A 24736-nucleotide genomic window follows, 5' to 3' on the forward strand; every position below is an offset into this window, starting at 1 on the left:
GGCCTGAGTCTCAGGTCAGGCCCAGGGCAGGCAGCACGACCGCCTCCACGAACTGTGTGAGATACGCCGCGTCCGCGTACTGCCCCTCCAGGAGAGGGCGCACCCGCAGGACGCCGAGCATCTGGGCCGGTACGAACTGCAGCGCCGGATGGTCGGCGGCGATCTCACCGCGCTCGACGCCACGGGCGATCATCTGCCGCAGTTCGACGACCTCGGGTTCGACGAGAGCGTCGCGGAGCGCCTGCTGGAGCTCCTTGTCCTGCATCACGGCGTTGCCGAGGCCCTGGAGCAGCTGGGTGCTGTCCCGTCCGGCCCACTCGCCGGCGGCCCGGGCCGCCTCCCGCAGATCACCGGCGAGAGAGCCGGTGTCGATCCCCGTGAACGTGGGGCAGCGGTTGTTGCGCAGCGCGGCGGCCACGAACTGGGGCTTGGTCCGCCACTGGCGGTAGAGCGTGGACTTGCTGCAGCGGGTGCTGGCGGCGACGCCCTCCATGGTGAGCGCCTCGTAGCCGCATTCCCGGATCTGTTCGAGCACGGCGTCGAAGAACTCCTGCTCACGCTCGGGCGTGATCTTGGAGCGGCGCGAGGCGACGACCGTTTCCGGTCCGTCCGCGGCCTGCGACGTCATGGCGCTTCTCCTCGCTGCATCCGACGCGTGTGGGTGTCGTGCTGCACACACTCTAATCGATACGCCACTGTACCGGTACTGCTCCGTATCGGTACACTGGCGTATCGGTACACTGTCGTATCGATGAGCCTTGGACAGGATCCACTCCTCCGGACCGGACGCCGAGTGGATCCTGTCCTGGGCTCACCGCGCACCACCCCACGCACGATCGTCAGCAAGGGGGCCGGGGGATGGATTCCCGAACCGAGCCTGCAGTTTCCACGTCCGCATCCGAGTCCGCGCCGGAACCGGAGCCACCCGACGCGGCCGTACCCGCGAGGGCGCCGGGCCGCACCCTCGCGTGGGCGCGCACCTCCGCGCACCGCACCGGGCCGGACCTGCGCGACAGCGCCGCGCGGCCGCCGCTCGTACGCGAGGTGCTGCTCGTCGTCGGCCTCTTCGTCGTCTACAAGGTCGGCCGCCAGCTGGCCACCGGTCACACCGCGGAGGCGTTCACCAACGCCCACCGGGTGTGGGACGCGGAGCGCTCCCTCCACCTCCCGGGCGAAGGCGCCGTACAGACCGCCCTGCTGCACAGCGACACCCTCGTGCACATCGCGAACACGTACTACGCGACCGTGCACTTCCCGGCCACCGCGGCCTTCCTGGTCTGGCTCTATCTGCGACGCCCCACGCACTACGTGTGGGCACGCCGGGTGCTCGCCCTGGTCACCGCCGCCGCCCTGGTCGGGCACCTCACCTTCCCGCTGGCCCCGCCGCGGCTGCTCACCGAGTCCGGCCTCCTGGACACCGGGCAGCTGTACGGGCCCTCGGTCTACGGGGCGCACCCGGCGACCGACGCGATGGCGAACCAGTTCGCCGCCATGCCGTCGCTGCACTTCGGCTGGGCGCTGATGGTCGCGATCGGGCTGATCGCTGCGACCCGGTCGCGCTGGCGCTGGCTGTGGCTGCTGCATCCGCTGCTGACGCTCGTGGTGATCGTCGGCACCGCGAACCACTACTGGCTGGACTCGGTCGTCGCGGCCGCGCTGCTCGGCGTCGCGCTCGCCGTGGTCCACGCGCCGCGCCGCACGGCGACGACCGCGGTCCGGGGCCAGGGGCACGGACGGACCAGGATCCCGGCGCAGGACCGGCCCGAGCTGGTCGGAGCGGGCCGATGAACCCGACCCTCGCCGCCATCGTGCTGTCCCTGTTCTCCGCGGTCGCCTACGCCGCCGCGGCCGTCGCCCAGGAGCGGCTCGCCGCCCGGTCGGGCGGCTCGGGCACCCTGCGCCTGCTGGCCGACGGCGCCTGGTGGTGGTCGGTGGTGCTGAACGCCGCGGCCGCGCTGCTGCACGTCGCCGCCCTCAAGTACGGAACGCTCACGCTGGTGCAGCCGCTCGGCGCGCTCACCCTGGTCGCGGCGGTCCCGCTGGGCGCGCGGGTCGCCGGCCGGAAGGTCAGCCCGGTGGAGTGGCGCGGTACGGCGCTCACTCTGATCGGCCTCGCGGCCCTGCTCGTCACGGCGTCCGGCCCCGCGCCCGACGACGTGCTCAGCCTGCCGCAGGCGCTGGGCGTGGCCGGTACGACCGCCGTGCTCATCGGCGCCCTGTCGCGCGGCGCGCGGCCCGGGCTGCGGCACGCGACGGCTTCCGGTTTCGCGTCGGGTGTCGCCTCCGCCCTCACCCAGACGGTGACGGTGGCCGCGACGGACCGTTCGGACTCGCTGCTGAGCGCCCAGGTCGTCGTGGTGGCGCTGCTGGTGGCGGTCTTCGCGGCGGGCGGGCTCCTGCTGTCGCAGACCGCCTATCAGGGCGGCCTCGGCGCACCGCTCGCGGTCGTGACCCTCGCCAATCCGCTGGCCGCCGCGGCGATCGGCCTGTCGCTGCTGGGCGAACGGCTGCAGGGCGGAGTGGCGGGCGTCCTGCTCGCCCTGGCCGGGGCGTCGGTCGCGGGCTGGGGTGTGGTGACACTGTCCCGCTCGGCTCCGGAACGCGCCGCGGACATGGCCGAACCGGCCGTCGACGACGACCACCCGGTCGCGGCGGTGCTGGCGCTGGAACCGGGATCGGCGGCGTGCGAGCCGTCCCTGCTGCCGCAGCAGCCCAGTCCTGGACACCTCACGTCGCTGTAGCGCGGGCGTCCCCGCGGTCCGGACGGAACGCGGGGCCGGGAACCACAGCACCCCGGCACCCCGGCACCCCGGCACCCCGGCGGAAAACGGAAGGGCGGTCGCGGAGAGATCCGCGACCGCCCTTCCGTGCTTACGGGCCGCAGCGGCCCGGTCGGTTCATCCCAGTCCGCGGGAGTCCTGCTTGAGCGCCGTGTCGACGGTGAGCGCCGTCGCGACGACGAGGCTCAGCAGGGGTTCGGGGAGCTGGAAGTGGATCTGCAGGACGTAGTTGTCCGCGGTCGTGAACATGGTCTTGGCGAGACCTTCCCAGGTCTTCGTGATCCGGGCCACCTCGTTGTCGGCGTGGTCCACGATCGCGAAGTTCCAGGCGCGCCAGTTCTCCGCCTTGATCGCGCCGACCTGCTGTCCGTTGGCGTTGATCGCGAAGTTGATCTTGCCGAACATGTTCTGCTGGACGATCTCACCGACCGGCGAACCGTCCGGACGCGTCACGATCACCCGCGACTTGATGAACTTCGCGGGACGGGTCAGCAGCAGCTGCGGCTGCCCGTGCGCGTCACGGATCTCCAGCTTGTGGGTCATGTACTGGTCGAGGCTGGAGACGAAACGCAGGATCTTCTTGAAGGCGTTCTGCCCGACCTGGACGACCGAGCCGATCAGGTTGCCCTGCTGGTCCATGACCTTGTACTCGTTGGTCAGCTCGATCAGCTTGGCCTTCTGGTTCACCACCAGGACCGGCTCGGTGAACAGGCCGCCGCCGCCGGCGCCGCCCGCGGCGACTCCGGCCTGCTGCTGCACCTGACGCTGGACGCGCGGGTCGGAAGCCGGCGCGGCCTGCTGGGGGAACGCCTGCTGCGGCGCCTGGGCCTGCTGCGGAACCTGCTGCGCGGCCGAGGCCTGCTGGTCCGCATTCGTGTGGTCGGTCCACTGCGAACCGTCCCAGTAACGCACCGTCTGGGGCGTTCCGTTCGGGTCCGGGTACCAACCTGCAGGAGTGTTCGAATGCGTGGTCACCGGGGCACACTACCGTGACATGGCCGGAAATCAACCGGCGGTCGACCGGCCATCAGACGGTCACGAGAGCCGGGTCGCTGACGCCCGCCTGGCCGTTCTCGACATGTCCGGCGAATCGCCGCAGGAAGCCCGCGTCCGTGTCGGAGGCCACGCTCAGGTCGTACCAGCGCTTGCTCGCCCGCAGGTCCACCGTGTGCTTCACGGTCGCGCCCGGCTTCACCCGGAAGGCCTGGGCCTGCCCGCCGTACCGGCTGGTGAGCTTCAGGTTCACGGCGGCCGTCCCCTTGTTGGTGAACGTCAGCTCCACGTCGTTGCCCGTGTGGCGGGCCGTGACCTCGGGGCCGGCGGTCCTGTTGGCGCCCTTGAAGCTGCGCAGGAACCCGTTCGGGCCGTGCACCGTGAGGTCGTACGAGCCGTTGGAGTACGCCGAGTTCCAGGTGTCGGCGACCGTCTTGCCGGCCTCGGTGGTGTACGTCCAGGGGCCGTCGGCGCGGTTTCCGGACGTGACGAGGAAGGCGGCGCCCGCCTTGGCGCCGGAGCCGAAGGTGAGCGTGAACGTCCCCGCCGCGGTGTCCGCCGAACCGTCCACCAGCGGCGCGTACTTGAGCGGCCGGGCCGGACGCGAGCCGCGCTCCTGCTTGGGCAGCGCCGGGTTCGCCGGCGGGGTCGGCACGTAGTCGGGGTGACGGTCGTGGTCCGGCGGCCGGTAGCCGTCGGTGTCGGGCAGCGCGACCGGCCTGGTGTCCGTGTGCGCGAAGTCGAAGGCGGCGGTGAGGTCGCCGGTGATCGCGCGGCGCCAGGGCGAGATGTTGGGCTCGCGCACCCCGAAGCGGGTCTCCATGAAGCGGATGATCGAGGTGTGGTCGAGCGTCTCGGAGCAGACGTAGCCGCCCTTGCTCCAGGGCGAGACGACGAGCATCGGGACCCGCTGGCCGAGTCCGTAGGGGCCCGCGGCGTGGCTCGCGTCCCCCTTGTACAGGTCGGGGCCGACGTCGACGGTGGACTTGCCCTGCGCGGCGGACTGCGGCGGGAACGGCGGCACCAGGTGGTCGAAGAAGCCGTCGTTCTCGTCGTAGGTGATGAACAGTGCCGTCTTGCTCCACACCTCGGGGTCGGAGGTGAGCGCGTCGAGGACCTGGGAGATGTACCAGGCGCCGTAGTTCGCGGGCCAGTTGGGGTGTTCGGTGAACGCCTCGGGGGCGGCGATCCAGGAGATCTGCGGCAGCGTGCCGCCCTGCACGTCGGCCCGCAGCCGGTCGAAGAAGCCCTCGCCCTTGCGCGCGTCGGTGCCGGTGCGCGCCTTGTCGTAGAGGGGGTCGCCGGGCTTGGCGTCGCGGTACTGGTTGAAGTACAGCAGCGAGTTGTCACCGTAGTTGCCGCGGTAGGCGTCGGAGATCCAGCCCCAGGAACCGGCCGCGTCGAGGCCGTTGCCGATGTCCTGGTAGATCTTCCAGGAGACGCCGGCCGCCTCCAGCCGCTCGGGGTACGTCGTCCAGCTGTAGCCGGCCTCGTCGTTGCCGAGGACCGGGCCGCCGCCCTTGCCGTCGTTGCCCGTGTAACCCGTCCACATGTAGTAGCGGTTCGGGTCCGTCGAGCCGATGAAGGAGCAGTGGTACGCGTCGCAGACGGTGAAGGAGTCGGCCAGCGCGTAATGGAACGGGATGTCCTCACGCGTCAGGTAGGCCATCGTCGTGGCCGACTTGGCGGGCACCCACTTGTCGTACCTGCCCTTGTTGAAGGCGGTGTGGCCGTCGCTCCAGCCGTGCGGGAGGTCCTGGATGAAAGCCAGCCCGAGGTCGTCCGCCTCGGGGTGGAAGGGGAGCACGTCCTTGGTGCCGTCCGACTGGTACCAGACGGACTTGGTGCCCGTCGTGGTCGCCGGGCGCGGGTCCCCGAAACCGCGGACGCCCTTCAGAGAGCCGAAGTAGTGGTCGAACGAGCGGTTCTCCTGCATCAGGACGACGATGTGCTCGACGTCCTCGATCGTGCCGGAGCGGTGCTGCGCGGGCAGGGCCGCGGCGCGCTGGATGCTGTTCGACAGCGCGGTGAACGCCGCTGTGCCACCGGCGAGCTGGAGGAATCGGCGCCGATTCACGTGGGGCATGAGTGATTGACCTCTTTGTCCTGACGGGTGGGGCCGGATGTGACGGAAGGTGCGCGAAAGGAGTGTTCCAAGAGCACCAAACGTCAGGGAAGGGCCCTGTGGCTCTTGCGTGAAACTCGGAGGTACGCGAGGCGAACGGTTCCGGACAGGTCATCAGACGGCGCGGTGACCGGACGCCGCCGGAACGTGGTCCCGGGCCGGCGGAGGCCGGACCCGTCACGCGATGCCGGTGCCGCGGACCAGCAGCAGCGCCACGTCGACCACGGCGACGGCGACGGCCGCCGCGAACGCGGCCCGTTCCCGGCGACGGCCCAGGACCGTCCCCGCCACGGCCACCAGGACGGCCGCCGCGAGCGCCGCGATCCCGCGTCCGCCGGGCGGTCCGGCCGGCCCCAGCACCAGCGTGGCGGACGCGGCCGCCAGCGGTACCGGCAGCAGCAGCCGGGCGCCGTCCGGACCGAGCCGGTGCGGCCATCCCCGTACACCGATCGCCAGATCACCGCGGATGTCCGGCAGGACGTCGCCGAGATGGGCTCCGATCCCGAGCAGCGCCCCCGCGGTGACCGCCCACCAGGCCGGCCACGGCCCGCCCGGCAGGCCCAGCGCCACGAACGCGGGCAGCGCCGCGAACCCCACGGCGTACGGCACCCAGGACCAGACGGTCGCCTTGAGCCGCAGGTCGTACGCCCAGGCCGCCGCGACTCCGGTCAGGTGGACGGCGCCCGCCAGAAGTCCGCAGGCGAACGACAGCGGCACACAGAGCGCCAGCGCCGCGTACGCGGCCACCCACACCTCGGCCACCCGGACGGTGCCGTCGACGACGGGTTTGCCCCGGCGGCCCGCGGCGAGGTCCCGGTGCGCGTCGAACGCGTCGTTGCACCAGCCGACGGACAACTGCCCGGTCAGCACGGCGAGAGCGGTCAGTACACAGCGGGCCGCGCTCTGGCCCGCCGTCACGGCGAGCGCGGTCGTCAGCGCGGTGACCGCCACGACGGGCCCGGGGTGGCAGGACCCGATCAGCCCGGCCGTCCGGCCGGCCCACCCCGCCTCCGGGTGACCTGTCCTCGACTGCCCGGGAGTGCCCACGCGGCCGATCGTAGGCGCGCCCGCCCCGCACCGGCCGGATGCGCGCCCGAAGGTGCGAACGTCCGTCCGGACAGAGCCGCCGGACGGGCGATCCCTGGTGGCGAGGGCGCGGTCCGGGGAACAGGTGCAGGCATCCACCCAGTCGGTCACCGGACGGGAACCACATGACGCGGATCGCCGCCGTTCACGGCGCCCTCGCACCCCACCGTCACGCCCAGTCCGAGATCACCGACATAGTGGCGCGCACCTGCCTCCCGGAGGGCGCCGACCGCCGGGTCCTGGACCGACTGCACAGCAGCGCGCAGGTCCGCTCGCGTCACACGACACTGCCGCTCGAACGGTACGGGGAGCTCGACGGGTTCGGCGCCGCCAACGACGTCTTCATCACGGCGGCCACCGACCTGGGCGCCAGGACGGTCCGGGAGGCGCTGCGCCGGTCGGGGTTCTCCCCCGCCGACGTGGACCTGCTCATCTTCACGTCGGTCACGGGGATCGCCACACCGTCGATCGACGCCCGGCTGGTCGGCCGTCTCGGACTGCGCCCGGACGTCAAACGGCTGCCGCTGTTCGGCCTGGGCTGCGCCGGGGGCGCCGCCGGGCTGGCCCGTATGCACGACTACCTGCTCGGCCGGCCCGACCAGGTGGCGGTCCTGCTCTCCGTCGAGCTGTGCACGCTCACCTTCCAGCGCGACGACGCCTCGATGGCCAACCTCGTGGCCACCGGCCTGTTCGGGGACGGCGCCGCCGCGGTCGTGGCCTGCGGCGCGGACCGCGCCGCGGCGCGGAACAGGAGCGCCGAGGGCACCGAGGGGCTCGCGAGCGACGGCCCGACCGTCATCGACACCCGCAGTCACCTGTACCCGGACACGGGAAGCGTCATGGGCTGGGAGATCAGGACCTCCGGCTTCCAGGTCGTCCTCGACCCGCAGGTCCCCGACGTGGTGCGGCGCTATCTCGCCGAGGACGTCGAGGGGTTCCTCGGCGACCACGGCCTGAAGCCGAAGGACGTGACCGCCTGGGTGTGCCACCCGGGTGGCCCCAAGGTCCTGCACGCGGTCACCGAGGCCCTCGAACTGCCGGAGGGGGCATTGGATGTGACGTGGCGTCACTTGAAGGACGTCGGCAACCTGTCCTCGTCCTCGGTGCTCCACGTGCTGCGCGACACCCTCACCGACCGCCGCCCGGCACCGGGCACCCCGGGTCTGCTGCTGGCGATGGGACCGGGCTTCGCCTGCGAACTCGTCCTGCTGCGCTGGTAGTGGCCCGCACCGCCGAAGGACACAGGACGCAGGAATCATGATCTGGTACGGACTTCTCGTGGCCGTCGTCGCCGCCGAGCGCGTCGCCGAACTCGTCGTCGCCCGCCGCAACGAACGCTGGAGCGTCGCGCGCGGCGCGACCGTCGCGGGGCAGGGCCACTACCCGGCGATGGTCGCCCTGCACACCGGCCTGCTGGCGGGGTGTCTCGCCGAGGTGTGGCTGGCCGGCCGGCCCTTCGTCCCCGCGCTCGCGTGGCCGATGCTGGCCGTGCTCGCGGCCGCCCAGGGCCTGCGCTGGTGGTGCATCCGCAGCCTCGGCCCCCGGTGGAACACGCGGGTGATCGTCGTCCCCGGTCTGCCGCTCGTGGCGAAGGGCCCCTACCGCTGGCGACGGCTGCGCCATCCCAACTACGTGGCGGTCGTCGCCGAAGGGGTCGCCCTCCCGCTCGTCCACACGGCGTGGGTCACCGCGGTCGTCTTCACCGTCCTGAACGCGGTGCTGCTCCGTGTGCGCATCCGCTGCGAGAACCGGGCGCTGGCGTCCGCCACCGCACCGGCCGCGACGGTGCCGGCGTGATCGACGTGCTGGTGGCGGGCGGCGGGCCGGCCGGGCTGGCCGCCGCGGCGCACGCCGCGCTCGCGGGCCTGGAGGCCGTCGTGGTGGAACCCCGGGTCTCGCCCGTGGACAAGGCGTGCGGGGAGGGCGTCATGCCCAGCGGTGTCGCGGCGCTGCGGGCGCTGGGCGTCGAAGTGACGGGGCGGGACCTGCGCGGCATCCGGTACGTGGACGGGGCCGTCCGTGCGGAGGCGCCCTTCCGGGGGCGGCCGGGGCTGGGGATCCGCCGTACCGCGCTGCATGCCGCACTGCACCGGCGCGCTCTCGGACTCGGCGTGCGCGTCGTGCAGGGCAAGGTCGGTGAGGTGCGGCAGGACGAGGACACGGTCACCGCCGCCGGGATCACCGCCCGCTGGCTGATCGCCGCCGACGGCCTGCACTCCCCCGTGCGCCGCGGACTCGGCCTGGAACGCACCGCCCGGCCGCACGGCCGCTACGGGCTGCGCCGGCACTTCCGCGTCGAGCCGTGGACGGACTTCGTGGAGGTCCACTGGTCGCGGCACGGGGAGGCGTACGTGACGCCGGTGGCCGACGACCTGGTGGGCGTCGCCGTCCTCAGCCGCACCCGTCGCCCCTACGACGACCACCTCGCCGACTTCCCGGCGCTCACGGCCTCGCTGCGCGGCCCCGCCGACACGAGTGTGCGGGGCGCCGGGCCCCTGCTCCAACGTGTGCGGCGCCGGGTCGCGGGCCGTGTGCTGCTCGTCGGGGACGCGGCGGGATACCTCGACGCCCTGACGGGCGAGGGTGTCGCGCTCGCGGTGGGGACCGCCGGAGCCGCCGTCCGCTGTCTCGCCGCGGGACGCCCTCAGGAGTACGAGCGCGCCTGGGCGGATCTGACACGCCGTCATCGTCTGCTGACAGGTGCGCTGTTGAGGGCGAGCGGTCGCCCGGGTGCCGCCCGTCTCATCGTCCCGGCGGCCTCCCGGATGCCCCCGCTCTTCGCGGCGGCGGTCCGGGCGCTCCAGTAGAGCACCCGGGTCACCGCGAGCTCTACCGACCACCGATGTGGCACGGACGGGGCCAAGGCACCTTGTTCCGGGCCCTGTCGGAGGGGCCGGCACCTGTGATAGTCGACCTGCATGCCGAAGACGTCTCCCGGCGAAGCCGACGCCGACCGCCCGCCCCCACGGACCCGGCTGGGCCGCGCGCTGCGTGATTCACCCGTCGGGCGGGGCTGGCGGCGGAGCACGGAGGTCGAGCTGGCGTCGAGATCGCTGGGCTTCGCGGCGCTCGGATTCCTCACCCTGGTACCGCTGTTGATCGTCGTCTCCGCGGCGGACCCGGCGCACGGACGGGGGTTCGCCGAGTGGCTGGGCGACGGTCTCGGTGTGTCCCGGCCCGCGCGGGAACAGGTCGCGCAGTTGTTCACGCGGCCCGGCCAGGTCCTGCAGACCACGACGGCCTTCGGCCTCGCCGCCCTCGCCGTCTTCGGTCTCAGCTTCGGTGCGGCGGTGCAGACGGGCTACGAGAAGGTCTGGGACCTGACCCCGGCCCGCTGGTACGCCCGATGGCGCCATGTGCTCTGGCTCGCCGTGCTGGTCGGCTCGCTCTTCCTGACCGCCACGACCACCCTGTGGCGCCACTCGGCCGCCGGAACGCTGGCCGCGACGCTGAGCGCCGTCCTCTTCTTCTGGTGGTCGCAGTGGGTGCTGCTCGGCGGCAGGGTCTCCTGGCCGGCGCTGCTGCCGGGCGCGGTCCTGACCGCCCTCGGCCTGCTGGGCCTGCGCGTCTTCTCCCGCCTCGTGTTCTCGCCCCTGATCGCCTCAAGCGCCGTCACCTACGGCCCTTTCGGCACCGCCCTGGTCGTCCAGTCCTGGCTGGTCGGCGTGGGAGTCGTCGTGTTCGACGGCGCCCTGGTCGGACGGCTCCTGTACGAGGAACTCCCGTCGGTGGCCGAAGCGGTGAGGAGACGCAGGGCCGGCCGCCGGGAGGGATGACGGCCGGACGCCGCGAGCGCTGAGGGCCGCGTGCCGGGAGCGCCGGGGGCCGGTCGCCGCGAAGGTGCGGGCGGTCCCCCGGTCTCTTCGCCGTGCTCGAAGGCCGCCCCGTGGTCGTCGAGGCCGGGCGGACCGGCGTCGGCGTCCTCTCGGGGCCTGCCGCGGAGCGGGCACGTCTTCCGCCGGGCGGAAGTGGTGTTGCGGGGCCGCGGAGTCCGTCCCGACGATGACGCCACGACCCAGAGACGGGAGCCGCTCCATGCCGCACACGACCTCCTTCGCCAGGAACCAGTGGTACGTCGTCGCCTACACCTACGAGGTGGGGCGCGAGTTGCTCGGCCGGACGGTCCTCGGGGAGCCGCTCGTCCTCTACCGCAGCGAGGAGGACGAGAGGGCCGTCGTGCTGTCGGACCGGTGTGTGCACCGCCGCTTCCCGCTCTCCGAGAGCCGGCTCGACGGCGACCGGATCGTCTGCGGCTACCACGGCTTCACCTACGACACGACCGGGACGTGCGTGTATGTGCCGGGGCAGAAACGGATACCGCGCACCGCCCGGGTCGCCGCCTACCCGGTCGTCGAGCAGGACCTGTTCGTCTGGGTGTGGATCGGCGACCCGGCGCTCGCCGACCCGGACGCCGTGCCGCGTGCCCGGCACATGGACGCGCCGGAGTGGACGACGGTCAGCGGCATGGAACCCATCGACGCCGACTACGGCCTCCTCGTGGACAACCTCCTCGACCTCTCCCACGAGACGTACCTGCACGGCGGGTACATCGGGACGCCCGAGGTGGCGGAGACCCCGATCTCCACCGAGGTCGACGAGGGCGCGGGGATCGTGCGGGTCTCGCGGCACATGGACGACGCCGAGTGCCCGCCCTTCTACGCCCGTTCGACCGGCATCGAGGGCCGCATCACCCGCTGGCAGGACATCGAGTACCACGCGCCGTGTCTCTATCTGCTGCACAGCAGGATCGCGCCGGTCGGGGTGGCGCCGGAGCCGGACGGCAGCGACCCGAACGCCTTCCACACCGAGATCACGTACGCCATCACGCCGTCCGCCGACGGCGCGGTGTACGACTTCTGGGCCGTCTCGCGGGACTTCGCCCGTGAGGACGAGGAGGTCACCGCCTTTCTGCGGGAGTTCAACCACACGGTGGTGATGCAGGACGTCGACGCGCTCAACCTCCTCCAGCGGACGCTCGGCACCGAACGCTCCGGCTACCAGGAGCTGAGCATCAACATCGACACCGGCGGCCTCGCCGCCCGCCGCATCCTGGCCCGGCTGGCCGAGGAGGGCGACAAGCCGGTGGAGAAGGCCCTGTGAGCGGCCCGACCGGGGAGATCTACCGCGTGGACTGGCTGCCGGGCACGGACGTGCTGCACGGCACCTGCCACTGCGGCGCCGAGCACACCGCCGAGGACCCGATCGCGATGTGGGAGTGGATGCTCGCCCATCCCGAGGGGCACGAGACCGGCGGAGCGGGGGACGGCGGTTCATGAACACGTACGAGGCCGAACTCGTCGTCGCACGGCGGGAGTCCGTCGCCGACGGCGTGGTCGCCCTGACCCTGCGCGACCCCCGGGGCGCGGAACTCCCGCCCTGGCAGCCGGGAGCACACGTCGACGTGGTCCTCGAACCCGGCCTGGAACGCCAGTACTCCCTGTGCGGGGACCCGGCGGAGCGCCGGGAGTGGCGGATCGCGGTGCTGCGGGAGCCGGACGGCCGGGGTGGATCCGCCCATGTCCACGGGCGGTTGACGCAGGGGTCGGTGGTCCGGGTCCGGGGACCGCGCAACCACTTCGTTCTCACGCCCGCGCCGCGCTACCGGTTCGTCGCGGGTGGCATCGGCATCACGCCGATCCTGCCGATGCTCGCCGCCGCCGACGCGGCGGGCGCGGAGTGGACGCTGCTGTACGGCGGACGCTCCCGTGAATCCATGGCGTTCACCGAGGAGTTGGAGCGGTACGGGCAGCGGGTCACGCTCGCGCCGCAGGACGAGTCGGGTCTGCTGGATCTCGCCTCCGTGCTGGACGGCGTCCCCGACGGAACCCTCGTCTACGGCTGCGGTCCGGGGCCGCTCCTCGACGCGGTGGAGGCGGCCTGCCCGGCGGAGGTGCTGCGCGTCGAGCGGTTCCGTCCCAAGCCCCAGGAGGCGTGCGGGGAGGCGGAGTTCGAGGTCGTACTGGAGCGGTCCGGACGCAGCGTGACCGTCGCCCCCGGGGTCTCGGTGCTCGACGCCGTGCGCGCCGCCGGCGTCGAGGTGCTCTTCTCCTGCACCGAGGGCACCTGCGGGACCTGTGAGACGGACGTGCTCGACGGCACGCCGGACCACCGGGACGCGGTGCTCTCGGACGAGGAGCGCGAGGCCGGCGAGACGATGCTCATCTGTGTGTCCCGCTGCCGGGGGAAGAGGCTCGTGCTGGACCTGTGACCCGAAGGTCCGCCTCGATCCGCCCGACCGTGGCCAGCAGATGGGGCAGCAGGTCACGGCGGACGGAGTCCAGGGTGTTGCGGCTGGCGTGCACGGGGATGTTCACGGCGGCCACGACCACGCCGTCCCGGTCCCGCACCGGGGCGGCGACCGACCGCAGGCCCTCCTCCAGCTCTTGGTCGACGATGGCGTACCCCTGCCGCCGCACTCGGCGCAGCTCCGTGCGCAGGCGGTCCGCCGACACGAGGGTCCGCGCGGTGAGGGGCCGCAGGTCGGCGCGGGCCAGCCGGACGTCGGTCTCCTCGTCCGTGAGATGCGCGAGGATCACCCGGCCCACGGAGGTGACATGGGCCGGGAAGCGGGTGCCGACGGTGATCGTCGCCGCCATGATGCGCCGGGTGGGGACCCGCGCGACGTACACGATGTCGTCGCCGTCGAGGACGCACAGGGAGCTCGACTCCCCGACCGTTTCGGCGAGTTGTTCCAGATGGGGCAGGGCGATCTCGGGGAGGGTGAAGCCCGAGAGGTAGGCGTAGCCGAGTTCCAGGACGCGTGGGGTGAGCCGGAAGGTCCGGCCGTCCGTGTGGACGTAGCCGAGGTCGGCCAGGGTGAGCAGGAACCGGCGCGCCGCCGCACGGGTCAGGCCGCAGCCCCGCGCGACCTCGCTGAGGGTCAGTTCGGGCCGGTCGGCGCCGAAGACGCGGATCACGGCCAGCCCGCGTTCGAAGGACCGGACGAAGTGGGGCGCTCGGGCAGCCGCGGACATCGTCGCCTCCAGAGGGACGCGCGGAGCACTCCCCGCGCGACCGGGAGCACACTTCGACAACTGTCAACAATATTGTCAGCCAGAGCCATTGACCCGGCTCCGGCGGGGTTCTACCTTCGCGCTGTGCACCATTGTGCGGTCTGCGCACAACCTGTCGGAACACTTACGTCTGCACAGGAGGAGCCATGCGTCGTCTGCTCGCCGGTATCGCGGTCGGAACCTTTCTGGTCGCCGCGTCGGCCTGCGGTTCGTCCGACGGCGGTGGCGCCTCGGACAAGAACGCGTCGTCCGGCGGCACCACCACGGTCAAGCTGGGCGTCATCCCCATCGTCGATGTCGCCCCCGTCTATCTGGGCCAGAAGAAGGGCTTCTACGCCAAGCACGGACTGAAGCTGTCACTGACGACGGCACAGGGCGGCGCGGCGATCGTGCCGGGGGTCGTCTCGGGCCAGTTCCAGTTCGGCTTCTCCAACATGACCTCACTGATGGTCGCCCAGTCGAACAACGTTCCCGTGCGCGCCATCGCCAACGGAGTGGCCTCGACGGGCGTCACGGGCAAGGACTTCGGCGCCATCACGGTCAAGAAGGGCAGTGCGATCAGCTCGCCGAAGCAGCTGGAGGGCAAGAAGGTCGCCGTCAACACCCTCAAGAACATCAACGAGACGGCCGTGCGCGAGTCCGTGCGCAAGGCCGGCGGCGACCCGGCGAAGGTCAAGTTCGTCGAGCTGGCCTTCGACCAGATGCCCGCGGCCCTCGACAGCGGCCAGATCGACGCCGCCATGGTGGTCGAGCCCGCGCTCGCCACGGTCAGGAGCCAGGGCGCCACCGAGATCGCCTCGTCCCTGGTCGACGTCGCCAAGGACCTCACCGTCGCGATGTACTTCACCTCGAACCAGTACGCGCAGCAGCACCCCGACACCGTCAAGAAGTTCCAGGCGGCGACGGCCGAGTCCCTCGCCTACGCCGACACCCACCCGGACGAGGTCCGCGCGATCGTCACCACGTACACGAAGATCCCGGCGGCCGTCCTCGCGAAGGTGACGCTGCCGAAGTGGCCGGCCGGGGCGAACCGCGCCTCGATCGAGGCATTGGAGCAACTCGGGCAGCAGGACGGGCTGTTCAAGACCGCGCCCGACCTGGACAAGCTGCTGCCGTGAAGCGGAGGCAGCCACACGCGGGCGGCGCCGCACGGGTCCCGAACGCCGTTCTGGGCGCCGCCGGGCTCGCGGCCTTCCTCGCCCTCGGCGAAGTGGTGCCGCGGCTCGGCATCGTCAAGGAGCGGTATTTCCCGCCCACCAGCCGCATCGCCGGCGCGCTCGTCGACGAGATCGGCGAGCGCGCCTTCTGGACGGACCTCGGCGACACCCTCACCGGCTGGGCCCTTGGCCTCGCCATCGCGGTCGGCGCGGGCATCGTCGCAGGGGTGACCGTGTCGGTGGTGCCGTATCTGCGGGAGGCGACCGCCTCGACGATCGAGTTCCTGCGCCCCATCCCCTCGGTGGCCCTCATCCCGCTCGCCGTGCTCCTCTACGGCACCGAACTGCGGTCGGTGCTCCTCCTCGTCGTGTACGCCTCCTTCTGGCAGGTCCTCGTCCAGGTCATGTACGGCGTGCGGGACGTCGACCCGGTGGCCGAGGAGACGGCGCGCTCGTACGGACTCGGCACCTGGGCGAGGGTGCGCCACGTCCTGTGGCCGACGGCCCTCCCCTACGTGATGACCGGCGTCCGGCTCGCCGCGGCCGTCGCCCTGATCCTCACCGTGACCGCCGAACTCGTCATCGGCGCACCGGGGTTGGGGGCACGTATCGCGGTCGCCCAGGCCTCGCAGGCGGTCCCCGAGATGTACGCGCTCATCGTCGTCACGGGTCTGCTCGGGCTGCTCATCAACGTGGGGGCCCGGTCGGTGGAGCGGCACGCGCTGGCCTGGCACCAGTCGGTGCGCGGGGAGGTGGCGGTGTGACGGACGTGCCCACCGGCCGCACCCGGCCGAACCGGGGATGGGTCCTCCTGCTGCGGGCGCTGTTCGTCGTCGCGCTCCCCGCCCTGCTCGTCGCCGTGTGGTGGCTCGCCTCGGACGGCAGCACGAACGTGTACTGGCCACCGCTGCGCACCATCCTGAAGACGTTCCCGGACGTCTGGACGGGCGACCGGCTCCGCGCCGACCTGCTGCCCAGTCTGCTGCGGCTCCTCGCCGGCTACGCGGTGGCCGGCGTCGCCGGGATAGCCCTCGGCACGCTCATCGGCTCCTACCGGACGGTGCGGGCCGTGTGCGAACCCGTCCTGGAGTTCCTGCGCGCGGTGCCACCGCCCGTCCTCGTCCCCGTCATCATGCTGTTCGCCGGGATCGGCGACACCATGAAGATCGCGGTGATCGCGAGCGGCTGCGTCTGGCCGGTCCTGCTCAACACCGTCGAGGGGGTACGGGCCGTCGACTCCGTGATGTCCGAGACGGCCCGCTCGTACGGGATCACCGGCCCGGCACGGATGCGCGCGGTGGTGCTGCCCGCGGCGAGCCCGCAGATCTTCGCGGGGCTGCGCCAGGCCCTGTCCATCGGGATCATCCTGATGGTCATCAGCGAGATGTTCGCGGCCAGCAACGGTCTCGGCTTCACCATCGTGCAGTTCCAGCGCGGTTTCGCGATCCCCGACATGTGGACCGGGATCCTCGTCCTCGGTCTGCTCGGGTTCCTTCTCTCGGTCGTCCTCCGGCTCGTGGAGCGCCGGGTGCTCGGCTGGTACCACGGTCTGCGGGACTCCTCCCGGCGGTCCCCGTGACGACGCTCGCGAAAGGGCGGTCCATGCACGCGTCTCTGGTCGTCACCGGCCTGCGGAAGGTCTACGAGGGGGCGGGGCGCCGGGTGGAGGCGGTCCGCGACCTCACCTTCACCGTGGACACGGGTGAACTCGTCTGCCTGGTCGGCCCGTCGGGCTGCGGCAAGACGACCCTGCTCAGGTGCATGGCCGGGCTGCTCACCCCGACGGCGGGCGAGGTGCGGCTCGCCGGGCGCCCGGTGAGCGGGCCGCCGCCCGGCATGGCCTTCGTCTTCCAGGAGTACGGACGCAGCCTCTTCCCCTGGATGCGGGTCGGCGAGAACGTCGAACTGCCCCTGAGGCAGAAGAGGCTGGGCAGGGGCCGGCGGCGCGAACTCGTCGCCGACGCGCTGGAGTCCGTCGGCCTGTCGGACGCGGCCGGCGCCTATCCGTGGCAGTTGTCCGGCGGGATGCAGCAGCGGGTCGCCATCGCCCGGGCCCTGGCCTACGAGCCCGAGGTGCTGCTGATGGACGAGCCGTTCGCGGCGGTCGACGCGCAGACCCGCGCCGACCTGGAGGACCTGGTCCGCCGGCTGTGGCGGGAGCGCGGGATGACCATCCTGTTCGTGACGCACGACATCGACGAGGCCGTCTATCTCGGCGAGAGGGTCCTGATCCTGTCGGCCTCCCCCACCGTGGTGCGGGAGCAGCTGACGGTGGATCTGCCGGACGAGCGGGACCAGTTGCACACGCGCGTGGCCCCGCGCTTCGCCGAGTTGCGGACCCATGTGTACGAGCAGATCCAGGCGGCGAAGCGCGGGGAGGTCCTCACGCGGACGGATACGCCTCCACTTCGCTGAGCTGCGCCGCGGGCCAGCCGGTGTTCGCCGTGACGTTCAGCCGGAGGTAGCGCAGGCTCGTGCCGGCCGGCAACGGGATCGTCACGGTGTTGCCGCTCGCCGGGTCGAAGCGGTAGCCCTGCGAGCCGGCCACCGTGGAGTAGCCGGAGCCGTCGGTGCTGCCCAGCACGGACAGGGTCTGGGTGCGGGCGGCCCAGGCCGTGGCGGGCGGCAGCTTCAGGACGACGCGGCGAACCGCCTGGGCGGAGCCGAGGTCCACCGTGATGGCCTGCGGGAAGGCGTTGTTGCTCGACTCCCAGTAGCTGTTGGCGTCCCCGTCGACGGCTCTGCCCGGGGTGTAGACGTCCTGGGAGCCGGTGGCGGTGGCCGGCCGGCCCTTGGCCAGGTTGGCGTTCTGGTCCGGCGGCGGGGTTCCCTGGCCGGGCTGCGGCCACGCCGAGCAGTTCGACCAGGTGCTGCTCCAGCCGGAGTTGCCTCCGCCGTCGGTGACGGTGAAGGTGCCGGAGCCGCTCGGGTAGGGGCAGTTGTAGATGCCGGCCGCGCCGACGCCGGTGGCCTGGACGTTGCTGAACTTCGCGGAGCCCGGGGTCTCGGCCTGGACGACGACCGTCCCGGTGTTCTTCACGGTCGCCCCGGTCACGTTGATGTTGGACGTCGCGTATCCGCGGCCGCCGCCGGAGACGAACTCGAAGGCGCTGTACGGGCTGTCGGTGATGGTCGTGTTGGTGATGTTGACGCTCGCGTTGATCGCGCTGTCGTAGGAGTCGACCCGCAGCGCGCCCATCGGGTGACCCCAGTTGGGGTTGACCGCCCCGGTGCGCACCAGGGTGTTGCCGTCGACGGTGATGGTGCCGGCGAGCGGGGAGAAGGGGTCGAGGAACTTCTGGTTGGAGACGGCGATGCCGCTGCCGAGGGCGTTGGTGTCGGACACCAGGTTGTTCTTGACGCTGATGTCGGTGCCGCCGTAGATCGCGATGCCGTTGGCGAGGTTGGGCTGCGAGATGGTGTTGCTCTCGAAGCTGGAGTTGCTGTCGGCGCCGTTCAGCGACCACATGGCGAGCGAGTCGTCCCCCTGGTTGCGCAGGAAGTTGTTGCTCACGCGGACGCCGTGCGCGTTGCCGTTGAGGTTGAGGCCGTCGGCGGTGGTGTCGAGGATGCGGTTGTTCTCCACCACGAGGTTGTCGTTGTTGCCGGTCAGCCAGAGGCCGACCTTGAGGTGCTGGATCCACATCCCGGAGACCGAACTGCCGGGTCCGAGGGAGCCGTTGACGAAGTTGTCCGGGTTGGAGTCGACGCGCTCGGTGACCTCGCCGATGACGGCGAAGTTCTTGAGGTGGACGCCGCCGGAGGAGCCGCCCTGGTCGATGAAGCGGGACGCGTGGACGACGGAGTACCAGCCGCCGGCGCCCTGGAGGGTCACGTTCTGGACGCCGCTGAGCGAGGACGTCACCCGGTAGTCGCCCGGCGGGATCCACACGACGCCGCCCTGGGCGGCGGAGATGGCGTCCCGGAAGGCCTGGGTGGAGTCGCCCTGCCCGCTGGGGTCCGCGCCCTTGTCGGTGACGGACACCGATCCCGCGGGCCGGGCCGCGGCGGCGGCGACCTGTTCGAAGTCCGCCACGTCGACGGTGACCTGGGTCGAGGTGGCCTGGAAGGCGATCTTGTCGCCCGCCTGGACGTTCTGGCCGAGGAGCAGCCGGGCGTTGTCGAAGAAGTGGTGCTGCTTGGCGCCGGCGATCCAGGACGTGTCCACGTAGGAGTACTTGGAGGTGACCGCGAGCGTCTTGGAGATCCTGGTTCCGTTGACGTACACGTCGAGCGTCCCCGACTGGCCGTCGGGGACGCTGTAGGAGACGTTCACGGCGTTGGCCGCGCGCGGGGCGGTGAACTCGACGCGCTGGCCCGCGGACAGGCGGACGGCCTGCCGGCCGGAGGCCTCCGAGGCGAGGCTGCCCTGGGTGTAGTCGGGGCCGACCCTCGTGCCCGTCGTGGTGGCCGACTCCGCCTCGACCGAGGTGAAGGGGAGACTCGCGCCGGCCGCCGCCACCGCGGCGTGGGCCGTGGTGGCGGCGAGCATCCCGGCGGCGAGGGCGACGGCCGCGGCGCAGGCGAGGGGCACGCGTCCGACACGTCCGACAGTGGTGCTGTGCATGTGCTGATCCCTTCGAGGTGGGGGTGGGGGCAGCGGTGCGCGGTCCGGCGGCGTCAGGCGCGCAGCCACACCGCCGTGTCCGGTGGGAGGAAGCCGTCCGCGTCCAGCGCGGCGCTGCCGAGCAGGAGTTCGGAGTGCTCCGGGAGTTCGACCGGGCCGTCGGCCAGGTTGACGACGCAGAGCAGGCCGTCGGTGCGGGCGAAGGCGAGGACGCCCTCGGGTGCGGGCTGCCAGGTGAGGGGGCCGTCGCCGAATCCGGGTTCGGCGCGGCGGATGCCGAGGGCGGTCCGGTACAGGCTCAGCATCGAGTCGGGGTCCTCGGCCTGCCGGTCGGCCGCGTAGCCGGGCCAGTCGGCGGGTTGCGGGAGCCACGGGTCGCCGCCGAACCCGGCGTGCGGCGCCTCGGCCTGCCAGGGCAGGGGCACCCGGCATCCGTCGCGGCCCGGGTCCGTTCCGCCGGAGCGGAGGTACATCGGGTCCTGGATGCTCTCCAGCGGCAGCTCGACCTCGGGCAGGCCGAGTTCCTCGCCCTGGTAGACGTACACGGAGCCGGGCAGCGCGAGCGAGAGCAGGGCGGCGGCCCGGGCCCTTCGGGTGCCGAGGGCGAGGTCGGTGGGGGTTCCGAAGGCCTTGGCGGTGAACTCGAAGCCGGTCTCGGTGCGGCCGTAGCGGGTGACCGTGCGGGTCACGTCGTGGTTGCACAGCACCCAGGTGGCCGGCGCCCCGACGGGCGCGTGCTCCGCGAGGGTGTCGTCGATGGAGGTACGCAGCCGTGCCGCGTCCCAGGGGCAGGACAGGAAGGAGAAGTTGAACGCGGTGTGCAGCTCGTCCGGGCGCAGGTAGCGGGCGAAGCGTTCGGTGTCGGGGAGCCAGACCTCGCCGACGAAGACCCCGTCGTAGGCGTCGGCGACCGACCGCCAGGAGCGGTAGATGTCGTGCAGGTCGTCGCGGTCGACGTACGGGTTCGGGTCGACGCCCTCGACGTAGTCCGGCAGCTCGGGGTCCTTGGCGAGCAGCGCGGCCGAGTCGATGCGGACGCCCGCGACGCCCCGGTCGAACCAGAAGCGGAGGATCTCCTCGTGCTCCTGCCGGACGGCCGGGTGGTCCCAGTTGAGGTCGGGCTGCTCGGGGGTGAAGAGGTGCAGGTACCAGTCGCCGTCGGGCAGCCGGGTCCACACGGGTTCGGTGGAGCCGGCGAACTGGGAGGGCCAGTCGTTGGGCGGGAGTTCGCCGTTCTCGCCGCGGCCGGGGCGGAAGTGGAACAGCTCGCGTTCCGGGCCGCCCGCCAGGGCCGCCTGGAACCACGGGTGCTGGTCGGACACGTGGTTGGGCACGATGTCGACCAGGGTGCGGATGCCCAGTTCACGGGCCTCGGCGATGAGCTTCTCCGCCTCGGCGAGCGTCCCGAAGGCCGGGTCGATGGAGCGGTAGTCGGCGACGTCGTAACCGCCGTCGGCCATGGGCGAGCGGTACCAGGGGTTGAACCACAGTGCGTCCACGCCGAGTTCGGCGAGATAGGGAAGTCTGGCGCGGACACCCGCGAGGTCGCCGGTGCCGTCGCCGTCGCCGTCCGAGAAGCTGCGGACGTACACCTGGTAGATGACGGCGGATCGCCACCACGCGGACTGATTTCGGGCAGGGCGGGGCTGTCCCACGGTGCGATGCCTTTCGTTCGAGGAGGTCACGTACAGGCGTCAGCCCTTGGTGCTGCCCGCGCTGATCCCGGCGATGATGTGCCGTTGGAAGACCAGGAACATCACGACCATGGGGATGCTCGCGATCACCATCGCGGCGATGAGCACGGTCAGTTGGATGTTCTGCGACAGCTGGACGAGTGCCACGCTGATCGGCTGTTTGTCGGTGTCGGAGAAGACCATCAGCGGCCAGAGGAAGTCCTGCCACACGGCGACCAGGGCGAAGATCGACACGACGCCGAGGACGGGCCGGGACATCGGCAGCACGATCGACCACAGGGTGCGCAGTTTCCCGGCGCCGTCGATCTCGGCGGCCTCCAGGACGTCGCGCGGGATCTGGTCGAAGAAGCGTTTGAGGAGATAGAGGTTGAAGGCGTTGGCGACGGCCGGCAGCCAGATGCCGAGCGGGTCGTTCAGCAGACTGGTGTGGATGAGGGGCAGGTCGGCGACCGTCAGGTACTTCGGTACGACCAGGGCCTGCGCCGGGACCATCAGGGTGGCGAGGATGCCGCCGAGGATCACCTTGCCGAAGGCGGGCTTCAGCTTGGAGAGGGCGTACGCGGCGGCGGTGCAGAAGACGAGCTGGAGGATCCAGGCCCCCGCCGCCTGGACGACCGTGTTCCACAGGTGCGTGGGCAGGTCCATCAGGTCCCACGCGTCGGTGTAGCCGGACAGGTGCCATGTGTCGGGGACGAGGGTCGGCGGTGTGCGCGTCACCTCGTCCGGCGACTTCATGGCGCCGGTCACCATCCAGTAGACGGGGAACAGGAAGGCCAGCGCGAAGAGCAGGACCACGCCGCAGAAGACGGTCCAGTAGACGGCCTTGCCGCGGGGGCGGGCCAGGGTGAGCGGGGAGACCAGGGTGCGCGTGCTCATGCGTCGTCCCCTTCCGAGCGGGTCAGCCTCAGGTACGCCGCGGAGAAGGCGCTCAGCAGGACGAGCAGCATGACGCTGAGCGCGCAGGCCCCTCCGAAGTCGTTGTAGAGGAAGGCGTACTTGTAGATCAGGTAGAGCACCGTGACGGTCTTGTCCTCGGGGCCGCCGCCGGTGATCACGAACGGTTCCGTGAACACCTGCATGGTGGCGATGATCTGCAGCAGCATCAGCATCAGGATGATGAAGCGGGTCTGCGGGATCGTCACGTGCCGGACGCGCTGGAGGAGGCTCGCGCCGTCCAGCTCGGCCGCCTCGTACAGCTCGCCGGGGATGCTCTGCAGCGCGGCGAGGTAGATGAGGACGGTGCCGCCGAGGTTGGCCCAGGTGGCCACGATGACCAGCGAGACGAGTGCGGTGTCGGCGCCGTTGGACCAGTTGGAGGTCGGCAGGTGCAGGAAGCGCAGCGCCTCGTTGGCGAGGCCCGCTCCGGGATCGTAGAACCACTTCCACAGCAGGGCGCTGACCACCGGCGGGATCATCACCGGCAGATAGACCACGACGCGGAAGAAGGCCTTCGCGTGCCGCAGTTCGTTGAGGACCAGCGCCAGTACGAAGGGCACCGCGAAGCCGATGAGGAGGGCGATCACGGTGAAGGTGAGGGTGTTGCGCCAGGCGGCGGTGAACTCCGGGTCGTGGAAGACCCGGGTGAAGTTGGCGGTGCCGACCCATTCACCGCCGCTGCCGGGCGTGTACTTCTGGAAGGCGATCACGACCGCGCGGATCGCCGGGTACCAGGAGAACAGGACGAAGCAGAGCACACCGCCGATGAGGAACGCGTAGGCGCGGGCCTGGTCGGCCAGGCGCCGGCGCCAGGGGGTCCCGGGCCGGCGTCCTGCCGACCGCGGCGCCTCCGGCGCGCCGACGGCGGCCGGAGGGAACGCTGCGGGGGGCTTCGATGCGGTCTTCATGAACGGTGTCAGCCTCGGGCCAGGATGGAGTCGATCTTGCCGGAGGCGTCCTTGAGGAGCTGGTCGATGTCGGCGTCCTTCTTGGTGAGGACCGCGGACACCGCGCCGTCGAGGACGGAGTAGATCTGCTGGGCCTGCGGCGGCTCGATCTTCATGTCGAGGCTCTGGTTGCCGTCGAGGAAGGCCTGGTAGTTCTCCACCGGCACGTTCGCGTTCGCCTTCTTGACCTCCTGGTCCTTGGCGTCCGCGGCGCCGGTGAACAGGCGCGGCTCGGGCAGGCCGACCGGGGCGTTGTTCTGCTTGGCGCGGGCGTAGTCACCGAGGAAGCCGTCGCCGGGCGTCAGGAACATGGAGTCGAGCCACTTGAGGCCCGCCTTGATCTGGGCCGGCGTGTCCTTCTTGTTGAACATGTAGCCGTCGCCGCCGATGAGCGTGCCCTTGCCGCCGGGCATCGGAGCCAGGCCGAGGTCCTTGTAGTTGCCGCCCTTCTCCTTGACCAGGATCGGGATGTTGTCGGGCGCGGAGAGGTACATGCCGAGCTTGCCGGAGCCCATCATCTGCTGGACGTCGTTGATGACCAGCAGCTGCTTGCTGCCCATGGAGTTGTCGCTCCAGCGCATGTCCTTGAGGTTCTGCAGGACGGCCTTGCCCTCGGCGGTGTCGATGTTGGCCTTCTTGCCGTCCTCGCTGACGACGTCGCCGCCCTGCGAGTAGAGCTCGGCGGTGAAGTGCCAGCCGCCCTGGTTCTGGGCGCTGTAGTCGGCGTAGCCGACGGTGCCCTTGCCGAGCGCGGCTATCTTCTTGGCGTCCGCGCGCAGCTCCTCCCAGGTGGCCGGGGGCTTGTCGGGGTCGAGGCCGGCCTTCTTGAAGAGCGCCTTGTTGTAGATGAGGCCCATCGAGTAGCCGGTGCGCGGGACGCCGTAGATCTTGCCGTCCACGGTGTAGATGTCGCGCAGCTGCTGCTGGATGGTGCTGTAGCTCTTCAGGTCCTTGACGTAACTCGTGATGTCGGCGGCCTGGTTGACGTCGACGACGTGCTTGGCGTCGGTGAAGTACGTGTAGAACACGTCCTCCATCTGGCCGCCGGCGAGCTTGGCGTCGAAGGTCTTCGGGTCCTGACAGGGGAACGCGTCGTGGCTGACGACGTCGATGTTCGGGTTGGCCTTCTCGAAGGCCTTGGTGTCGGCGTCGAAGAACGAGCGGTCGACCTTGGCGCTCTTGGGCGGCTCGCAGTTGACGGTGATACGGGTCTTTCCGTCGGCCGCCTTGCCGTCGTCGTCGCTCGAACCGCACGCGGCGGCGCTGAGCACGACGGACGACGCCATGAGCGTGACGAAGGTACGGCGGAACCCGGTGCTTCTCATTGGTGGACCCCTTCGGGCTGGAGCGAGGAAGGCCCACGGCGGGCTCGCCGCCGTGTTCTGGCGCCGCACACTCAAGCACCGACGACATCCGTCCGCAAGATGTCGCGCAGAAT

Annotated in this window: 23 protein-coding genes; 13 read left to right on the plus strand and 10 right to left on the minus strand. The window is 71.4% G+C overall.

Going from position 1 to position 24736, the window contains the following annotated elements; translation table 11 throughout:
• Nucleotides 1-10: 10 nt before the first annotated feature.
• Nucleotides 11-628 (minus strand): TetR/AcrR family transcriptional regulator, encoded by a 618-nt coding sequence (locus tag OG406_RS08330; protein WP_164371443.1) that lies wholly within the window; start codon nucleotides 626-628, stop codon nucleotides 11-13.
• Nucleotides 629-858: 230 nt separating this feature from the next.
• Here OG406_RS08330 and OG406_RS08335 point away from each other — a divergent pair, with 230 nt between their 5' ends.
• Both OG406_RS08335 and OG406_RS08340 read left to right on the plus strand, forming a co-directional pair.
• Nucleotides 859-1788 (plus strand): phosphatase PAP2 family protein, encoded by a 930-nt coding sequence (locus tag OG406_RS08335; protein WP_329185031.1) that lies wholly within the window; start codon nucleotides 859-861, stop codon nucleotides 1786-1788.
• Nucleotides 1785-2741 carry a hypothetical protein gene (locus tag OG406_RS08340; RefSeq protein ID WP_164371445.1) on the plus strand — a complete coding sequence of 319 codons (957 nt, stop codon included), beginning with the start codon at nucleotides 1785-1787 and terminating at the stop codon, nucleotides 2739-2741. The genes OG406_RS08335 and OG406_RS08340 overlap by 4 nt, the downstream gene beginning before the upstream one ends.
• Before the next feature lie 156 nt (nucleotides 2742-2897).
• Here the strand turns inward: OG406_RS08340 and OG406_RS08345 are convergent, their stop codons facing one another.
• The 3 genes from OG406_RS08345 to OG406_RS08355 form a co-directional block, all read right to left on the minus strand.
• The gene (locus tag OG406_RS08345; protein WP_329185033.1) at nucleotides 2898-3755 is read right to left on the minus strand and encodes a phospholipid scramblase-related protein; all 858 of its coding nucleotides are present in this window, start codon (nucleotides 3753-3755) and stop codon (nucleotides 2898-2900) included.
• Nucleotides 3756-3807: 52 nt separating this feature from the next.
• Nucleotides 3808-5859: a phosphocholine-specific phospholipase C gene (locus tag OG406_RS08350; protein WP_329185035.1), complete on the minus strand. Its 2052-nt coding sequence runs from the start codon at nucleotides 5857-5859 to the stop codon at nucleotides 3808-3810.
• A 216-nt stretch (nucleotides 5860-6075) separates the two neighbouring features.
• Complete coding sequence (locus OG406_RS08355) at nucleotides 6076-6945, minus strand: UbiA family prenyltransferase (protein WP_266617560.1); 870 nt, start codon at nucleotides 6943-6945, stop codon at nucleotides 6076-6078.
• 164 nt (nucleotides 6946-7109) lie between these two features.
• Here OG406_RS08355 and OG406_RS08360 point away from each other — a divergent pair, with 164 nt between their 5' ends.
• The 7 genes from OG406_RS08360 to OG406_RS08390 all read left to right on the plus strand — a co-directional run bounded on the left by OG406_RS08360 (nucleotide 7110) and on the right by OG406_RS08390 (nucleotide 13192).
• Complete coding sequence (locus OG406_RS08360) at nucleotides 7110-8204, plus strand: type III polyketide synthase (protein WP_329185038.1); 1095 nt, start codon at nucleotides 7110-7112, stop codon at nucleotides 8202-8204.
• Between the two features lie 37 nt (nucleotides 8205-8241).
• On the plus strand, nucleotides 8242-8781 hold the full coding sequence (locus tag OG406_RS08365; protein ID WP_164371456.1) for an isoprenylcysteine carboxyl methyltransferase family protein: 540 nt from the start codon (nucleotides 8242-8244) through the stop codon (nucleotides 8779-8781).
• Complete coding sequence (locus OG406_RS08370) at nucleotides 8778-9791, plus strand: NAD(P)/FAD-dependent oxidoreductase (protein WP_266617558.1); 1014 nt, start codon at nucleotides 8778-8780, stop codon at nucleotides 9789-9791. The genes OG406_RS08365 and OG406_RS08370 overlap by 4 nt, the downstream gene beginning before the upstream one ends.
• Before the next feature lie 111 nt (nucleotides 9792-9902).
• On the plus strand, nucleotides 9903-10760 hold the full coding sequence (locus tag OG406_RS08375) for a YhjD/YihY/BrkB family envelope integrity protein (RefSeq protein WP_329185040.1): 858 nt from the start codon (nucleotides 9903-9905) through the stop codon (nucleotides 10758-10760).
• A gap of 259 nt (nucleotides 10761-11019) precedes the next feature.
• The gene (locus OG406_RS08380; protein ID WP_329185041.1) at nucleotides 11020-12084 is read left to right on the plus strand and encodes an aromatic ring-hydroxylating dioxygenase subunit alpha; all 1065 of its coding nucleotides are present in this window, start codon (nucleotides 11020-11022) and stop codon (nucleotides 12082-12084) included.
• The gene (locus OG406_RS08385) at nucleotides 12081-12260 is read left to right on the plus strand and encodes a hypothetical protein (protein ID WP_164371460.1); all 180 of its coding nucleotides are present in this window, start codon (nucleotides 12081-12083) and stop codon (nucleotides 12258-12260) included. Before OG406_RS08380 ends, OG406_RS08385 begins: the two co-directional genes overlap by 4 nt.
• The gene (locus OG406_RS08390) at nucleotides 12257-13192 is read left to right on the plus strand and encodes a PDR/VanB family oxidoreductase (protein ID WP_329185044.1); all 936 of its coding nucleotides are present in this window, start codon (nucleotides 12257-12259) and stop codon (nucleotides 13190-13192) included. Before OG406_RS08385 ends, OG406_RS08390 begins: the two co-directional genes overlap by 4 nt.
• Here OG406_RS08390 and OG406_RS08395 read toward each other — a convergent pair.
• A complete protein-coding gene (locus tag OG406_RS08395; protein WP_164371462.1) occupies nucleotides 13143-13958 on the minus strand; it encodes an IclR family transcriptional regulator domain-containing protein in 816 nt (271 codons plus the stop codon). The two genes, OG406_RS08390 and OG406_RS08395, sit on opposite strands and share 50 nt — an antisense overlap.
• A gap of 185 nt (nucleotides 13959-14143) precedes the next feature.
• Between OG406_RS08395 and OG406_RS08400 the strand changes: the two genes are divergently transcribed.
• The 4 genes from OG406_RS08400 to OG406_RS08415 are packed head-to-tail and all read left to right on the plus strand — an operon-like array spanning nucleotide 14144 to nucleotide 17569.
• On the plus strand, nucleotides 14144-15115 hold the full coding sequence (locus tag OG406_RS08400; RefSeq protein WP_329185046.1) for an ABC transporter substrate-binding protein: 972 nt from the start codon (nucleotides 14144-14146) through the stop codon (nucleotides 15113-15115).
• Nucleotides 15112-15918, plus strand: a complete 807-nt coding sequence (locus tag OG406_RS08405) for an ABC transporter permease (protein WP_326841950.1) — start codon at nucleotides 15112-15114, stop codon at nucleotides 15916-15918. The genes OG406_RS08400 and OG406_RS08405 overlap by 4 nt, the downstream gene beginning before the upstream one ends.
• Nucleotides 15919-15923: 5 nt before the next feature.
• Nucleotides 15924-16733, plus strand: coding sequence for an ABC transporter permease (locus tag OG406_RS08410; protein ID WP_164371520.1), 810 nt, complete (start codon nucleotides 15924-15926; stop codon nucleotides 16731-16733).
• Nucleotides 16734-16756: 23 nt separating this feature from the next.
• Entirely contained in the window at nucleotides 16757-17569 is an 813-nt protein-coding gene (locus tag OG406_RS08415) for an ABC transporter ATP-binding protein (protein ID WP_164371465.1), read from the plus strand.
• Here OG406_RS08415 and OG406_RS08420 read toward each other — a convergent pair.
• From OG406_RS08420 to OG406_RS08440, 5 genes are read right to left on the minus strand one after another with little or no spacing between them, the layout of a single operon-like run.
• The gene (locus OG406_RS08420) at nucleotides 17538-19721 is read right to left on the minus strand and encodes a discoidin domain-containing protein (protein ID WP_267049029.1); all 2184 of its coding nucleotides are present in this window, start codon (nucleotides 19719-19721) and stop codon (nucleotides 17538-17540) included. The genes OG406_RS08415 and OG406_RS08420 overlap by 32 nt on opposite strands.
• A 53-nt stretch (nucleotides 19722-19774) precedes the next feature.
• Nucleotides 19775-21376 (minus strand): glycoside hydrolase family 13 protein, encoded by a 1602-nt coding sequence (locus OG406_RS08425; RefSeq protein WP_267049028.1) that lies wholly within the window; start codon nucleotides 21374-21376, stop codon nucleotides 19775-19777.
• A 39-nt stretch (nucleotides 21377-21415) separates the two neighbouring features.
• Entirely contained in the window at nucleotides 21416-22291 is an 876-nt protein-coding gene (locus OG406_RS08430; RefSeq protein WP_081220353.1) for a carbohydrate ABC transporter permease, read from the minus strand.
• Nucleotides 22288-23259 (minus strand): carbohydrate ABC transporter permease, encoded by a 972-nt coding sequence (locus OG406_RS08435; RefSeq protein ID WP_266851334.1) that lies wholly within the window; start codon nucleotides 23257-23259, stop codon nucleotides 22288-22290. The genes OG406_RS08430 and OG406_RS08435 overlap by 4 nt, the downstream gene beginning before the upstream one ends.
• Before the next feature lie 8 nt (nucleotides 23260-23267).
• The gene (locus tag OG406_RS08440) at nucleotides 23268-24623 is read right to left on the minus strand and encodes an ABC transporter substrate-binding protein (RefSeq protein WP_081220351.1); all 1356 of its coding nucleotides are present in this window, start codon (nucleotides 24621-24623) and stop codon (nucleotides 23268-23270) included.
• Nucleotides 24624-24736: the final 113 nt, after the last annotated feature.

Origin of the sequence: Streptomyces sp. NBC_01428 (assembly GCF_036231965.1) — a bacterium.
GTDB lineage: Bacteria > Actinomycetota > Actinomycetes > Streptomycetales > Streptomycetaceae > Streptomyces.

Excerpts from the sequence above, each read along its gene's own strand:
- OG406_RS08330 (WP_164371443.1), bottom strand. The coding sequence starts at position 628 with ATGACGTCGCAGGCCGCGGACGGACCGGAAACGGTCGTCGCCTCGCGC.
- OG406_RS08335 (WP_329185031.1), top strand. The coding sequence starts at position 859 with ATGGATTCCCGAACCGAGCCTGCAGTTTCCACGTCCGCATCCGAGTCC.
- OG406_RS08340 (WP_164371445.1), top strand. The coding sequence starts at position 1,785 with ATGAACCCGACCCTCGCCGCCATCGTGCTGTCCCTGTTCTCCGCGGTC.
- OG406_RS08350 (WP_329185035.1), bottom strand. The coding sequence starts at position 5,859 with ATGCCCCACGTGAATCGGCGCCGATTCCTCCAGCTCGCCGGTGGCACA.
- OG406_RS08360 (WP_329185038.1), top strand. The coding sequence starts at position 7,110 with ATGACGCGGATCGCCGCCGTTCACGGCGCCCTCGCACCCCACCGTCAC.
- OG406_RS08365 (WP_164371456.1), top strand. The coding sequence starts at position 8,242 with ATGATCTGGTACGGACTTCTCGTGGCCGTCGTCGCCGCCGAGCGCGTC.
- OG406_RS08375 (WP_329185040.1), top strand. The coding sequence starts at position 9,903 with ATGCCGAAGACGTCTCCCGGCGAAGCCGACGCCGACCGCCCGCCCCCA.
- OG406_RS08380 (WP_329185041.1), top strand. The coding sequence starts at position 11,020 with ATGCCGCACACGACCTCCTTCGCCAGGAACCAGTGGTACGTCGTCGCC.
- OG406_RS08390 (WP_329185044.1), top strand. The coding sequence starts at position 12,257 with ATGAACACGTACGAGGCCGAACTCGTCGTCGCACGGCGGGAGTCCGTC.
- OG406_RS08395 (WP_164371462.1), bottom strand. The coding sequence starts at position 13,958 with ATGTCCGCGGCTGCCCGAGCGCCCCACTTCGTCCGGTCCTTCGAACGC.
- OG406_RS08400 (WP_329185046.1), top strand. The coding sequence starts at position 14,144 with ATGCGTCGTCTGCTCGCCGGTATCGCGGTCGGAACCTTTCTGGTCGCC.
- OG406_RS08415 (WP_164371465.1), top strand. The coding sequence starts at position 16,757 with ATGCACGCGTCTCTGGTCGTCACCGGCCTGCGGAAGGTCTACGAGGGG.
- OG406_RS08420 (WP_267049029.1), bottom strand. The coding sequence starts at position 19,721 with ATGCACAGCACCACTGTCGGACGTGTCGGACGCGTGCCCCTCGCCTGC.
- OG406_RS08430 (WP_081220353.1), bottom strand. The coding sequence starts at position 22,291 with ATGAGCACGCGCACCCTGGTCTCCCCGCTCACCCTGGCCCGCCCCCGC.
- OG406_RS08435 (WP_266851334.1), bottom strand. The coding sequence starts at position 23,259 with ATGAAGACCGCATCGAAGCCCCCCGCAGCGTTCCCTCCGGCCGCCGTC.
- OG406_RS08440 (WP_081220351.1), bottom strand. The coding sequence starts at position 24,623 with ATGAGAAGCACCGGGTTCCGCCGTACCTTCGTCACGCTCATGGCGTCG.